At 72.5% G+C, this 12,517-nt stretch carries 11 protein-coding genes; 1 reads left to right on the forward strand and 10 read right to left on the reverse strand.

All coding sequences use genetic code 11. The annotated features are described in order from the left end of the window. Positions 1 to 271 precede the first annotated feature (271 nt). A complete protein-coding gene (locus OG395_RS17910; RefSeq protein WP_327243862.1) occupies positions 272 to 2,071 on the forward strand; it encodes an AfsR/SARP family transcriptional regulator in 1,800 nt (599 codons plus the stop codon). A gap of 94 nt (positions 2,072 to 2,165) precedes the next feature. Here OG395_RS17910 and OG395_RS17915 read toward each other — a convergent pair whose 3' ends face one another. The 10 genes from OG395_RS17915 to OG395_RS17960 form a co-directional block, all read right to left on the reverse strand. Continuing rightward, positions 2,166 to 3,548, reverse strand: coding sequence for an alkaline phosphatase family protein (locus OG395_RS17915; RefSeq protein ID WP_327243863.1), 1,383 nt, complete (start codon positions 3,546 to 3,548; stop codon positions 2,166 to 2,168). After that, the gene (gene eboE, locus OG395_RS17920) at positions 3,545 to 4,732 is read right to left on the reverse strand and encodes a metabolite traffic protein EboE (RefSeq protein WP_327243864.1); all 1,188 of its coding nucleotides are present in this window, start codon (positions 4,730 to 4,732) and stop codon (positions 3,545 to 3,547) included. Before eboE ends, OG395_RS17915 begins: the two co-directional genes overlap by 4 nt. 13 nt (positions 4,733 to 4,745) lie before the next feature. Further along, a complete protein-coding gene (locus OG395_RS17925; RefSeq protein ID WP_327243865.1) occupies positions 4,746 to 5,636 on the reverse strand; it encodes a TatD family hydrolase in 891 nt (296 codons plus the stop codon). A gap of 27 nt (positions 5,637 to 5,663) precedes the next feature. Next, positions 5,664 to 6,338 carry an EboA domain-containing protein gene (locus OG395_RS17930; protein WP_327243866.1) on the reverse strand — a complete coding sequence of 225 codons (675 nt, stop codon included), beginning with the start codon at positions 6,336 to 6,338 and terminating at the stop codon, positions 5,664 to 5,666. Next, positions 6,335 to 7,267 (reverse strand): sugar phosphate isomerase/epimerase family protein, encoded by a 933-nt coding sequence (locus tag OG395_RS17935; protein ID WP_327243867.1) that lies wholly within the window; start codon positions 7,265 to 7,267, stop codon positions 6,335 to 6,337. Before OG395_RS17935 ends, OG395_RS17930 begins: the two co-directional genes overlap by 4 nt. Further along, the gene (locus OG395_RS17940; protein WP_327243868.1) at positions 7,264 to 8,157 is read right to left on the reverse strand and encodes an SCO3242 family prenyltransferase; all 894 of its coding nucleotides are present in this window, start codon (positions 8,155 to 8,157) and stop codon (positions 7,264 to 7,266) included. The genes OG395_RS17935 and OG395_RS17940 overlap by 4 nt, the downstream gene beginning before the upstream one ends. After that, complete coding sequence (locus OG395_RS17945) at positions 8,154 to 9,347, reverse strand: inositol-3-phosphate synthase (protein ID WP_327243869.1); 1,194 nt, start codon at positions 9,345 to 9,347, stop codon at positions 8,154 to 8,156. Before OG395_RS17945 ends, OG395_RS17940 begins: the two co-directional genes overlap by 4 nt. Positions 9,348 to 9,378: 31 nt before the next feature. Next, positions 9,379 to 10,173 carry a hypothetical protein gene (locus OG395_RS17950; RefSeq protein WP_327243870.1) on the reverse strand — a complete coding sequence of 265 codons (795 nt, stop codon included), beginning with the start codon at positions 10,171 to 10,173 and terminating at the stop codon, positions 9,379 to 9,381. 66 nt (positions 10,174 to 10,239) lie between these two features. After that, positions 10,240 to 11,517 carry an MFS transporter gene (locus tag OG395_RS17955; RefSeq protein WP_327243871.1) on the reverse strand — a complete coding sequence of 426 codons (1,278 nt, stop codon included), beginning with the start codon at positions 11,515 to 11,517 and terminating at the stop codon, positions 10,240 to 10,242. Beyond that, a complete protein-coding gene (locus OG395_RS17960) occupies positions 11,514 to 12,512 on the reverse strand; it encodes an ornithine carbamoyltransferase (RefSeq protein WP_327243872.1) in 999 nt (332 codons plus the stop codon). The genes OG395_RS17955 and OG395_RS17960 overlap by 4 nt, the downstream gene beginning before the upstream one ends. Positions 12,513 to 12,517: the final 5 nt, after the last annotated feature.

Genomic DNA, 12,517 nt, shown 5'->3' on the forward strand with positions numbered 1-12,517 from the left:
CGGCGTGACGGATCCTCGGGCCGGCAGACCGCCGGTGTGCCCGTCCTCGGCGAGCATCCGCCACGCCCGCCCGGGAGTCCGCGGCGACGGCGGCCCGGATCGAAGGGTGCGGGCGGGTCGGGAGCGGGCACCGCCGTTGGCCGAGAAGGGTCGTTCCACTCGCCGCCACAGGCCGCGAAATCGAAACGATAATCCGTGAACACCACCCCCTTCTAGCGTCCCCCACAACAGCCGTCGCGTTTCCGCGCGCGGCTCGGAACGGGGGAAACACATGAAGTTCAGCATCCTCGGCCCGGTGGAGGCGTCCGTCGACGGTGCCGACATCCCGCTCGACGGCACCAAACAACGCACCACCCTCGCCGCCCTGTTGTTGGCTCGCGGGCATATGGTCACCGACGACCGGCTCAGCACCCTCCTGTGGGGCTGGGAGCCACCCGCGACCATGAGCGCGCAGATCTACACGTACATCTCCCGGCTGCGCAAGCGGCTCGGTCCCGGGATCCGGCTGGAACGACGCGGTCCCGGCTACTGGCTGGACATCGGCCCCGCCGGTTTCGACTGGGCGGAGTTCGAGCGGCTGGCCGGCATCGGGACCCGGGCGCTGAGCGGCGGACGGTTCGAGCAGGCCGCCCGGGATCTGCGGGACGCGCTGAGTCTGTGGAGCGCGCCGGCCCTCTCCAACACCACCGACTTCCTCGGCGAGATCGAGCTGCCCCGGCTGGAGGAGGCCTACATGGCCGCCCTGGAGAGCCGCATCGAGGCCGACCTCGCCATGGGCTCGCACGCCGCGCTGATCGCGGAGCTGACGCCGCTGGTGGCCCGCCATCCGCTGCGGGAACGGCTGCGCGCCCAGCTGATGACCGCCCTCTACCGCAGCGAACGGCAGGCGGAGGCGCTCGCCGTCTACCGCGCCGGACGGCACACGCTGCGCGAGGAACTCGGGATCGACCCCGGGCAGGCGCTGCGTACGGTGCATGACGCGATCCTCACCGGGGACCTGGGCGGGCCCGCCGCGGGAGCCGCCGTCCTGTCGTCGTCCTCCCACAGCTGGAACGGACTCGTGCCCGCGATGCTGCCGTCGGACACCACCGACTTCCACGGCCGCGAGAAACAGCTCGCCGAAGTGACCGCCCTGCTCCGCCCGCACGCGGCGCACCCGCACCGGGCCGTGATCACCGGCATGTCGGGCATCGGGAAGTCGGCGCTCGCCGTGCATGCCGCCCAGCTGAGCCGTGAGCACTTCCCCGACGGACAGCTCTACGTCGACCTGCGCGACGCCCGGGGGCGGGCCAAGGACCCGCATGAGGTGCTGGGCTGGTTCCTGCACGCGCTCGGCACTCCCGAGGGAGATCTGCCGGTCTCGCTGGACGAGCGCAGCCAGCTGTACCGGAGCCGGCTGGCGGGGCGCCGTGTGCTCGTCGTCCTCGACAACACGGAGGACGACCGGCAGACCCGACCCCTGCTGCCGGGCGGGCAGCTGTGCCGGACCATCATCACCGGGCGCAGTCCGCTGAGCGGCCTGGAGGGCATCCGCCTGGTCCACCTCGGGCTGCCGGACCCGGACGAGGCGACCGGGTTGCTCGCCCGGCTCGTCGGCGCCGTCCGGGTGGCGGCGGAGCCGGAGGCGGCGGCCCGGCTGGTCGAGCTCTGCGACCGGCTTCCGCTCGCGCTGCGCATCGCCGCGACCCGGCTGACGGCCAACCCCCATTGGCGGCTCTCCCGGCTGGTGGCCAGACTCGCACCCGAAGAGCACCGGCTGAGCGAGCTGCGGCTCGGCGGCCACGATCTGCGGGCCTCCCTGCGGCTCGGGCACGCCGCGCTCGACGTCGAATCACGCCGGGCTTTCCGGGAGTTGGCACGAGGCTGTGCGGCCGGGCTCAGCGCGCGGGAGGCCGCCGAGGTGCTGGGGGTGTGCGAGGAGCGGGCCGAATGGGTTCTCGAGGCGCTGGCCGACGCCCGGCTGATCGAGGTCAGCGGGGTCTGCACCGACGAGCGACTGCACTACCGCTTCCTGTCGCTGGTCCGGCTGTTCGCCCAGGAGCAGCCCGCATCGGAGCCCGCCGCCTCCTAGGACTTTTCGTCGAACCGCCGTCTGCCGCGCATACGCGTGTGCGGTGCGGACACTTCGCCGACGCCCCTGTGGCAGCAGGGGCGTCGGTGACGCGTCAGGACCAGCCGTGCAGGCGCAGGATCAGCCGCTTGACCTCGGTGGCGTGGTAGCGCTGTTGAGCCACTGCGGGCTCCGAGCACAGCAGCATCGGGGCATCCCGGTCGTCGTCGGGAAGCCGGCCGTGGCTCCCCCGTACACAGTGCGGATCGATCGGCACGACGGTCATCGGGGCCCGCATGCCGGCCTTCTTGCGCAGCAGCGTCAGCGCCGCCTTGGCCTTGATCATCGGATCGGCCGGGTCGAAGAACAGCTCGGCCGGGTCGTAGCCGGGCTTGCGGTGGATCTCGACGCCCCGGGCGAAGTCGGGGGCGCGGTCGTCGTCCAGCCAGTAGTAGTACGTGAACCAGGCGTCCGGTTCCGCGACCGTCACGAGCTCGCCCGCGTTCGGGTGGTCGATGCCGAAGTCGGCCTGCTGGATGCGGTCGAGGACCGTGTCGACACCCGCGGTGGCCTTGAGCGTGTCCCGTACCCGCGGCAGGTCGGAGGGGTCGGCGACATACACATGGGCGACCTGGTGGTCGGCGACGGCGAAGGCCCGGGAGGTGTGTGGGTCGAGATACTCCATGCCGCGCTGCACATAGACGGAGAGCAGCCCTTCGCGGCGCAGCACCCGGTTGATGTCGACGGGTCGGCGCACCGGGGCGATCCCGTACTCGCTCAGCGCGATCACGGTGGTGCCGCGGTCCCGCAGGTCGTCCAGGAGCGGTGCGAGCGCGGCGTCCGCCTCGCGGGCCGCACGGACGGCCTGCGGGCTGTCGGGGCCGTAGCGCTGGAGGTCGTAGTCGAGGTGCGGGACATAGATGAAGGTCAAGTCGGGGCTGCGGCGGTCCAGGACGTAGCGGGACGCCTGCGCGATCCAGCTGGTCGAGGCGATGCCGGCAGTCGGGCCCCAGTAGTTGAAGAGGGGGAAGTCACCCTGCAGTGCGGCTAGTTCGTCGCGCAGGCCCGCCGGGACGGTGTAGCAGTCGGGCTGCTTGCGGCCGTCGTAGTGGTAGACGGGGCGCGGGGTGAGGACGGTGTCGACCTCGGCGCCCATCGCCCACCACCAGCAGAGGTACGCGGTGGTGTGGTCCGGGTTCCTCTCCCGGGCGGCGTGCCACACCTTTTCGCCGTGGACGAGGGCGTTGTGCTGACGCCACATGAGCACCTCGCCCTGGTCACGGTGGTACCAGCCGTTGGCCACCGCGCCGTGGTCGTTGGGCAGGCTGCCGGTGGTCAGGGATGCCTGGACGGTTGCGGTGACGGCCGGGAAGACCGTGTCCAGCGCGGCGGCGAAGCCCTGTTCGCCGATGGCCCGGAGATGGGGCATGTGCGGCAGCAGCCGCGGGGTGAGGCCGACCGTGCACAGCACGGCGACCTTTCTGCGTCGGTCGGTCATGAGTGGTGCTCCTCAGCACTCGTGAGGCCGAGTGCGTTCAACTCGGCTTTTGTCCATGCCAGTTCGGCGGCGATCCCGTCGACCAGGCCATCGGGTCCGGCGGGGCGCCGGCCTTCCGGCAGCACGGTCCAGGTGTAGGTCTCCACCTCGACATGGCCGGTGAGCGCCCGCTCCCCCGCGAACAGCGTGCGGAGGGTGGTGCGGAGCTCGGGCCGGGTGCTGCTGAGCGGCGGCGCCGGCTCGGTGTGCAGGGGGACGTGGTAGTGGACCCGCCAGGGCCGGTGGCCGGGCAGTCCGCCGTCCTCGGCGAGAGCCTCGTCGAGGTCGTCGCGACCCAGCACGGAGCCGTCGGGCGCCTGCTCCCTGGTCTGGTGCAGGAAGCGGGGTTCGACGAACTCGGCCAGGGCGGACCGGACTGCGGGGTCGTGAGGCCGGTCGGCGCACAGGGCGGCGGACGCCTGGAGCTTGACCACCGGGACCTCGTGGACGGCCAGGGCGCGGAGGGCTTCGTCGGGGTCCTCGTGGGCCACGGCGAGGTGGCAGGCGTCGAGGCACACCCCGATCCGCTCGGGATCCGTGGCGGCGAGGACGGCGGCCGTGTGCCGCACGGTCTCGGTCACACAGCCGGGTTCGGGTTCGACGGCGACCCGGATGACGCGGCCGGTGTCGGCCTCGATCTGCTTCAGCCCTGCGGCCAGCAGGTCGAGTTGGCGCAGGGCGGCGTCATGGCGTTCCGTCGGCCAGGGGGTGCGCCAGGCGAAGGGGAGCGTGGAGACGCTGCCGTGGGTGGCGGTGTCGGGGAGCAGGGCGGCGAGGATACGGGCCAGGCGCAGGGTGTGGTCGAGTCTGCGCGGGTCGGACCAGTCGGGGGTGTACACGGCATGCTTGACGACCGGATCGTGGAAGCCGCGGTACGGGAAACCGTTGAAGGTGACCGTCTCCAGGCCGCGGGCAACCAGGTCGGCGCCGAGGCGGGCGAGGGCGGCCGGGTCGGTGTCAAGTGCGGCGGCGGTGGTGTCGGACAGCCAGAGGCCCAGTCCGAGGGTGGCGGCGCCGAGGCGTTCCCGTACCGGAAGGGCGTACAGGTCGAACTGTGCGGTGATACCCGCCAGATCCTCCGCCGGGTGCACATTGGTGCAGTAGGCGAGATGGACGTCGGTCCCGTCGCGATGGCACAGTCTCATGGTCCCGGTGTCCTCAGCTGCCGCCCCGGGCAACGGAGTTGCCCGCGTACAGGCCCGCCGCCGGGGACGTCGGGTTCGCCGGGGTACCGCCGCTCTCCGCGGACCCACCGGCGTCGACGTCGAGCCGGCCGCTCTGTGCGTAGAAGACGGTCGGGTTCTGCCACAGGACACGGTCCACGTCCGCCTCGTCGAAACCGGCGGCGAGCATCGCCTCGCCGGTGGCGCGCGTGAGCAGCGGATCGCTGTGTCCCCAGTCCGCCGCGGAGTTCACCAGCATCCGTTCGGTGCCGTACCGCTGGAGGATCTCGACCATGCGGGAGGGGGTCATCTTGGTGTCGGGGTAGATGGAGAAGCCCATCCAGCACCCGGTTTCGACAACGTGACCGACGGTCAGTTCGTTGAGGTGGTCCAGCACGACGAAGCCCGGGTCGATGCCGGATTCCGCCACGACGGCCAGCGACCGGGCGGTGCCGCCCGCCTTGTCGCGGTGCGGGGTGTGCACGAGTGCGGGCAGCCGGTGCTCGACGGCGAGGGCGAGCTGCGCGGCGAAGGCGTGCTCCTCGGCGGGGGTGACGGTGTCGAAGCCGATCTCACCGACGGCGACGACGCCGTCCTTGGCGAGGAAGCGCGGCAGCAGGTCGAGCACGGGGGTGCAGCGGGGGTCGTTGGCCTCCTTCGGGTTGAGGCCTATGGTGCAGTGGTGCCTGATCCCGTACTGGGCGGCGCGGTAGGGCTCCCAGCCGAGGAGTCCGTCGAAGTAGTCGCTAAAGCTCGCCGGCGAGGTACGGGGCTGGCCGAGCCAGAACGCGGGTTCGACCAAGACGCGGACACCCGCGTCGTACATCGCCCGGTAGTCGTCGGTGGTCCGTGAGGTCATATGGATGTGCGGGTCGAAAATCCGCATGTGCGGGCTCCTGCGAGTAGGTGGTGGCTATCGGTCGCGGCCGCGGTCCGGGACGAGAAGGACGAGATCGGCCGGCACGGGGCGGCCCGCGGCGCGGCGCTCGTCGGCGAACGCCTGCGCCATCCGGGCGAGTTCGACGTCCTTGCGCTCGTGGAGCCCGGCGACGACGGACAGCGGTATCTCGGTGAACAGGCACTTGAGTACGGCGTGGCGCCAGCGGTGCTGATCGAGATGTGCGCGGGCGTACGGGCCGAGTGCGGCGATGATCAGCCGGGTGTCGTTGCTGCGCAGGGCGTCGTCGGTGAGGGAGGCCGCGGCGCCGCCGAGCGGCAGATAGGGCAGGGACAGCAATACCCCGCGCCTCTCGGCGGCATCGCCCTGCGCATACCGGGCGGCGGTCTCGGTGGCGGTGCGGTCGGGGGCGACGGCGAGCAGCAGTGCGGCACGCACGGCGTCCTCGACGGCCCAGCCCGCGCGGTCGGGCAGCGCCCGGTCCGGCAGCGGGAGCCGCCCGTAGACGCGGCCGGCCGAGGGGAACCGGGTGTCCAGCGCGGCCGGGTCGGCGGCGACGGCCGCGGTGTCCCGCGCGAGCCGCTCCCGGCGGTCCGGGTCGAGGGCGGCGTCCAGCGCACCGAGCAGAGCCCGGACGGTGCGCCGGTCATGGACGGCTCCGGTGGGTGTGGTGGTGTCCGAGAGCGTCATGGGCGTACCGCGCCCTTCATGAGTCGGGGTTCGGGGGTGGGGGTGGACACGAGCTCCGGCGGGCGTACGGTCCTCGCGGCGGCCGCCGCCTCCCGCAGGAACGCGATGCTGCGGCGCGCCTGAAGGGTCGCTGCGTGGCTGTGCCGGGGCAGTTCCACCGACACCAGGCCGCGGTAGCCCGCATCGGCGAGTGCGGCCAGAACCGGCGGGAAGTCGATCTCGCCGTCCCCGAAGGGAAGGTGCTCGTGCACCGCGCGCCGCATGTCCTCGATCTGGACATGGGCGAGCCGGTCGGCCGAACGGTGCACGCACTCCACGACGGGGTGCGGTTCCAGGCAGCGGCAGTGCCCGATGTCGAGGGTGAGCCGGAACCGGTCGTGCCCGCCCAGCAGGTCCACCAGCCGGTGGTAGTCCTGCAACGTGGCGACCAGCATGCCCGGTTCGGGTTCGAAAGCCAGGTCGACTCCCGCGCGTCCGGCGTGCTCCAGCACGGTGGCGCACCCTTGGGCGAGCCGCTTCCACGCCTCGTCGGCCGGTACGGCCGGGACGTCATCGGGGGCGGCGCCGCTCCACAGGTGGACGGTGGTGGCGCCGAGACCGGCCGCGATCTCGGTCGCCCTGCGCAGCAGATCGACGCGGTGGGCGCGGCCCTCGGTGGAGACCAGGGTCGGCTGGTGCTTGCGCATCGGGTCGAGCAGGTACCGGGCGCCGGTCTCGACGACCACGTCGAGACCGGTACCGTCGAGCACCTTCCTGACCCGGGCGGTCCGCGCGGCGACGTCCGGTGCGTACGGGTCGAGGTGGTGGTGGTCGAGGGTCAACGAGACCCCGTCGTAGCCGAGGTCCGCGAGGACTCGCAGGGCGTCGCCGATCCGGTGGTCGCCGAAGCCGTTGGTTCCGTACGCGAAGCGCAGCGCGGTCCTCGTCATGTCGGCGACACCTTCCGGGCCAGTCGTCGGGCGAGCGGCAGTGCCGCGGCCACCGGCAGGGCCACGGCCGTGGAGCCGGCCGCCGCGGTCAGCGCGGCCTGGAGCGGCATCATGGCGTGGATCCCGGCGCCCACGGCCCGGCGTACGCTCGCGGCGGTCGGGGTGCGGGCGGCGCTGTACTGGGCGAGTCCGCAGGTACTGAGGTAGGCGGCGGCCAGGGTGCGGCTGACCGCCCGGTGTGCCGGCGCGGCCCGGTTGCCGTACGCCACGGCCGCCGCCGTGACCGCCCCGCTCGCGGCGAGCGTCGCGGCGGGAACGGCCCTGCTCGCACCGCTGACTTCGCGCCGGCTGAGCACGGTGACGGCGAACGTGTGCGCGGCCACTGTGAGGGCCGCCGGGAGCGCGGCCCGGGTCCGTCCGCTGCCCGCGCCGCCGAGCAGCACGTCGAGCCCCCGGGCGGTCGCCATCGCGGCGGGCCCGGCCGGGGTGGACTTCAGGGCGAGGTCGTATGCCCAGACGACCCCGGCGAGCGATACGGCGGTGGGCAGTGCGGCGCGTCCCCCGCCGAGCGCGGCGAGTCCGATCCCGGCGGCGGTGAGACCGGTGGCGAGGGCAAGGGCCTGTCCGGGCGAGACCTCTCCGGAAGGGATCGGGCGCTCGGGGCGTTCCACGGCGTCGAGGCCGCGGTCGGCGTAGTCGTTGAGCGCCATACCCGCCCAGTAGAGGCAGACGGAGGAGGCGGCAAGCCCCACTGTCCGGGGCCCGCGCCGCACTCCCGCGGCCGCGGCCCCCGCCAGCACATCGCCGGGGACGGTGAGCGCGGCGGGAGCCCGTACCAGCCGGGCGACGGCTCCCGCGGAGGGCAGGCGCCGCCTCGCGTACCCGCTCACACCCGCACCGCTGCGGCGGCCCGTGCCCAGTCCACCAGGGCCGTGAACTGTTCCTCCAGGCCGTGGACCGTGGAGCCCACCGGGTCCTTGAAGAAGAAGCCGAGGGCGGGCACGGGCCCGCTCTCTCCCGCGCGGTGGGCCAGAGCCATGAACCGGGCCAGGTCGAGGACGAGCGGCGCCGCGAGCGCCGAGTCGCAGCCCTCCCAGGTGAACTGCATCGTCATCCGCACGTCGAGGAACCCGTCGAACACGATGTGGTCCCAGGCCGTCTTCCAGTCGCCGAGCGCGGCGATGTGGTGGATGTGCACCCCGCCCTCGACCGGGTGGCCGAGCCCTTCGTCGAGCACGCGCCGCTTGGACTCGACCTTGCTGCGGGCGCGGGAGGGTTCGGCGAGTGCCGCTCCGTCGCCGCCGCCGAGCAGATTGGTGCCGGACCAGGAGCGCACGGCGAGGGCCCGTCGCGCGAACATCGGCATCAGGACGGACTTGACGAGGGTCTCCCCGGTCTTGCCGTCGCTGCCCGCATACGGCAGCCCGGCAGCGACGGCGTACTCGTGGAGTGCCGGCAGCCGCGCCCCCGCCGAGGGGGTGAAGTCGACATACGCGCAGCCGGACTTCAGTGCGGCGTAGGCGTACACCGCGCTGTAGGGCAGGGGTGACTCCCCCGCCGCGAGCGCCGCGTCCAGTGCCTCCGTCGAGGCGCAGGCCGGGTCGGGTTCCGCGAGGGGTTCGGTCGTGGCGACGTTGACGACCACGACACGGTCGAGTCCGGCGCGGCGCCGGAAGGAGTCGATGTCCGCCGCGAGCGTCTCGATCAGCAGGTCCTGCCGCCCGGCGGCAGCACCACCGCCGACCGGCCGGATCTCGGCGTCGGCCTCGGCGAGGTCCGCCGCCAGCGGGCCGAGGAGCGCGTACGGCAGGACTCCCGCGTCCGCCAGCTGCTCGGCCCGCTTGACCAGCGGGGTCTCGTCGATGTCGTGACCGCCGAAGACCAGTCGGCCGAGGTCGGGCAGGCCGAGCTCCGCGAAGGGGGGCAGGGCGGCGACACAGCCGGTCTGCCGGGCCAGTCCGGCCCGGATCGCCACGGCTCCGACGACCGCGGTCGTCGCCACCGAACCGCGGGCGCCGATGAGCCAGACTCCGGTCCTCTCCTCAGGTGGTGCGGTCGGTTCCGTCTGTGCCGTTCGCATGATTCTGCCTCTCGGAGCGCGGTCGGGTGGGTCAGCTGACGCCCTGCGGGTACGGGAAGGTCTCGAAGGCGGTGTCGCACTCGCCGGGGCTGCGGCTGAGCCACTTCGCGGTCAGTCGGCGGAGCACCTTGGCGTCGAGCGGCGGGTAGATGACGTCGGGCTTCGGCTTGACGATCGACTGGATCTCCCAGGACAGCCCGATCAGCGGGTCGATCACGGCCCAGCGGCGGGAGTCGATGCCGAGGAGCTGCATGGCGCGCAGGTAGCAGTGCCAGGCGTGGAAGCCGACCGGCGGGTTGCCGTTCATGGTGTGGCTGCGCTGGCCCTCGGACAGCCGCGGGTCGTAGAGGACGCCCTGCCCGAAGTCGGCGAACGCCTTGGTGAGGCTGGCCAGGTCGGTGTGCGGGTAGTAGCGGTCGATGACGCTCCACTGGGCGTCGGAGAGGACGGTCAGCGCTTCCTTGAGGGGGGTGACGAGCGTGCGGAAGCCGCTGGGGTAGGTGCCCGCGCTGCGGTGGGCGAGGTACGCCTGGATGATGGCGACCTCGGGGTCCTCGCCGAGCACCTCGCCGAGCTTCTCGTTGGCGGCGATGACCTCGGGCGTCCGGTGGTACCAGAGTTCCTGGTCGAACACGTACCAGAACTCGTTGGATCGGGGGTCCCCGTTCATGCCCGGGACGTTCGGGATCTCCGGGATTCCCGTGTACTTCCGCCGGACGGGGGCGGCGGACGCGGTGGTGGCCGTTCCCACGGTGGCGAGGCCGGCCACCAGGAGGGCCCCGGCGGAGGTACGGAGGGCCTGACGGCGGTCGATGGGCGGAGTCATGGGAAATTCCCTTTCGCCGGGAGGAGGTTGATGGTCCAGAAACTAGGAAGAGGCGCTATACCGGGCCTATACCGCCGAGATGTCCTCGCCCGGTGCCGGGTCGGGGCGCCGAAGTGCCGGAGTGACCAGCGCTGTTGCGGCGAGGAGCACCATGCAGCCCGCGATCCCGGCGAGAGTGCCGGTCACTCCGAGCCCGTCGAGCAGGAAGCCGCTGCCCAGCGCGCCGAGCGCGCCGGCGCCGGAGGCGATCAGGGTGAGGACGCTGCTGACGCGCCCCTGCATCTCGTCGGGGGTGACGGACACCTGGTAGACGCCGCCCACCACATTGACGAGTCCGCCCGCGTACGCCATGACGGCGAGGAGGGCACCGATCACCACCGGTGCGCGCACCACGATCAGCAGGGGAACGACGGCGGCCCAGACGGTGATGCTCCCGATGACCACGGTGCGCAGGGGCGCCCGCCGGGTCCACCACGTCGCGCCGAGTGCGCCGAGCGTCCCGCCGATCCCGCCGACAGCGGTGATCGTTCCCAGGAGCGCGGCCGAGCCTCCGCCGTCGCGCACGATGAGGATCACCGCGAGGCTGATGCCCTGGAAGAGCAGATTGGTCGCGGCGATCAGCCCGACCAGGGTGGTGAGGAACCGACGCCGCCAGGTCCAGGTGAACCCTTCGGCGACTTCGACGGCGAGCCGGCGACGCGGTGCGGTGTCGCGCGGGCCCTGGAACGGCTTTCTGATCAGCAGGAGCGAGATCAGCGACAGCAGATGGGCCGTGGCCGCGAAGAGGAAGGGTGACCAGCGCGCCACGGTGTACAGCGCCCCGCCGACGGGCTGCCCCAGCAGTCCGGCGGCCCGCCAGCGCGCCTCGTTCTGGGTGAGGGCGACGGGCAGTTGTCCGAGCGGTACGAGGTGGCGCACCGCGGCCCGTTCGGCGAGCTGGTGGAAGACGGCCAGGCTGCCGCTGACGAAGGAGGCGGCCACCAGATGGCCGAGGTCGATCCGGCCGGTGGCCACCGCGACGGCGACCGACGCGGTGGCCAGCAGGGAGCCCAGATCGCAGAGGATCATCAGCCGCCTGCGGTCCCAGCGGTCCACGAGCGCCCCCGCGGGCAGCTGCACCAGCAGATTGGGCAGGAGCGCGGCGAAGCCGACCAGTCCGGCGTCACTCGCCGATCCGGTGTACCAGAGGACCAGGAAGGGGTACGCGACATAGCAGGCGCGGGCGCCGAGCAGTGTGGCCCCGACGCCGCCCCACAGGAGGACGAAGTCGCGGTTGCGGCGCAGGGGCTGGACGGGGGCGGAGTCGGCCGTCCCGGTGTCCTGCTCACCCGGCGGCGCCGTCATCCGGCCGTGGCCACGGCCCTGGCTCCCGCGCCGCCCTCCACCGTGAGACCGGTCGCCGGGCTGCCGACGGGGCCGGTGCGGCACCATTCGAGGACGGCCATGGCACTGTGCATCTTGTTCTCGGCCTGCTGGAAGGCGATCGACGCCGGTCCGTCGAGGATCTCGGCGGTGACCTCCTCGCCCCGGTGCGCGGGCAGGTCATGGAGGAACACCGCGTCCGGACTCCCCTTCCACAGCGTGGAGTTCACCTGGAAGGGCGCGAAGACTTCCCGCCAGTCGGGGTCGGGCTTGCTGGTCCCCGTGGTCTGCCACCGGGTGGTGTAGATGGCGTCGAAATCCTCGGGGAGCGCCTCCATGTCGTGCCGCTCCACGACGGTGGATCCGGTGCGTTCCGCGGTGGCGAGGGCGCGGGCGAGGGTCGCGGCGGCGAGTCCGTACCCGGGCGGGGTGCGCAGCTCCAGGGTGATGTTCCTGAACCTCGGCAGGGCGAGCGCCAGGGCCGCCGCGGAGTTGTTCCCCTCGCCGACGTACAGCACGCGCAGTCCCTCGATCCGCCCGAACCGGCCGAGGAGCGTGGTCAGATCGGTCAGCGCCTGGGTGGGGTGCTCGTCGGCGCTCATCGCGTTGACGACGGACATTCCGCCCTGCGACGCCCAGCTGCGCATCTCGGCGGGGTCGGCGGCGGTGCGGGCAACCAGCAGGTCGAGCATGCCGGCGAGGACGCGCCCGGTGTCCTCGGTGGTCTCGCCGGTGTTGGTCTGGAGATCGTTGGGGCCGTACGAGACGATCTGCGCGCCCAGGCGCAGGGCGCCGCTGGAGAACGCGGTACGGGTACGGGTCGAGGTCTTGGCGAAGTAGATGCCGGCCACGAGCCCGGCCAGCGGGCGGTCCCCGGTGGCGCGGCCCGCGGAGAAGTCCGCGCCCCGGGCGACGATTGACGTCAGGTCCTCATCGGTCAGATCGTCGATGGAGATGAGATGGCGTACGTCGGGCATAGGGT

The organism is Streptomyces sp. NBC_01320 (assembly GCF_035974375.1).
GTDB classification, from domain to species: Bacteria; Actinomycetota; Actinomycetes; order Streptomycetales; family Streptomycetaceae; genus Streptomyces; species Streptomyces yanii.

Coding starts and splice junctions, on each gene's coding strand:
- OG395_RS17910 (WP_327243862.1), top strand. CDS start 272: ATGAAGTTCAGCATCCTCGGCCCGGTGGAGGCGTCCGTCGACGGTGCC.
- OG395_RS17915 (WP_327243863.1), bottom strand. CDS start 3,548: ATGACCGACCGACGCAGAAAGGTCGCCGTGCTGTGCACGGTCGGCCTC.
- eboE (WP_327243864.1), bottom strand. CDS start 4,732: ATGAGACTGTGCCATCGCGACGGGACCGACGTCCATCTCGCCTACTGC.
- OG395_RS17925 (WP_327243865.1), bottom strand. CDS start 5,636: ATGCGGATTTTCGACCCGCACATCCATATGACCTCACGGACCACCGAC.
- OG395_RS17930 (WP_327243866.1), bottom strand. CDS start 6,338: ATGACGCTCTCGGACACCACCACACCCACCGGAGCCGTCCATGACCGG.
- OG395_RS17935 (WP_327243867.1), bottom strand. CDS start 7,267: ATGACGAGGACCGCGCTGCGCTTCGCGTACGGAACCAACGGCTTCGGC.
- OG395_RS17945 (WP_327243869.1), bottom strand. CDS start 9,347: ATGCGAACGGCACAGACGGAACCGACCGCACCACCTGAGGAGAGGACC.
- OG395_RS17950 (WP_327243870.1), bottom strand. CDS start 10,173: ATGACTCCGCCCATCGACCGCCGTCAGGCCCTCCGTACCTCCGCCGGG.
- OG395_RS17955 (WP_327243871.1), bottom strand. CDS start 11,517: ATGACGGCGCCGCCGGGTGAGCAGGACACCGGGACGGCCGACTCCGCC.
- OG395_RS17960 (WP_327243872.1), bottom strand. CDS start 12,512: ATGCCCGACGTACGCCATCTCATCTCCATCGACGATCTGACCGATGAG.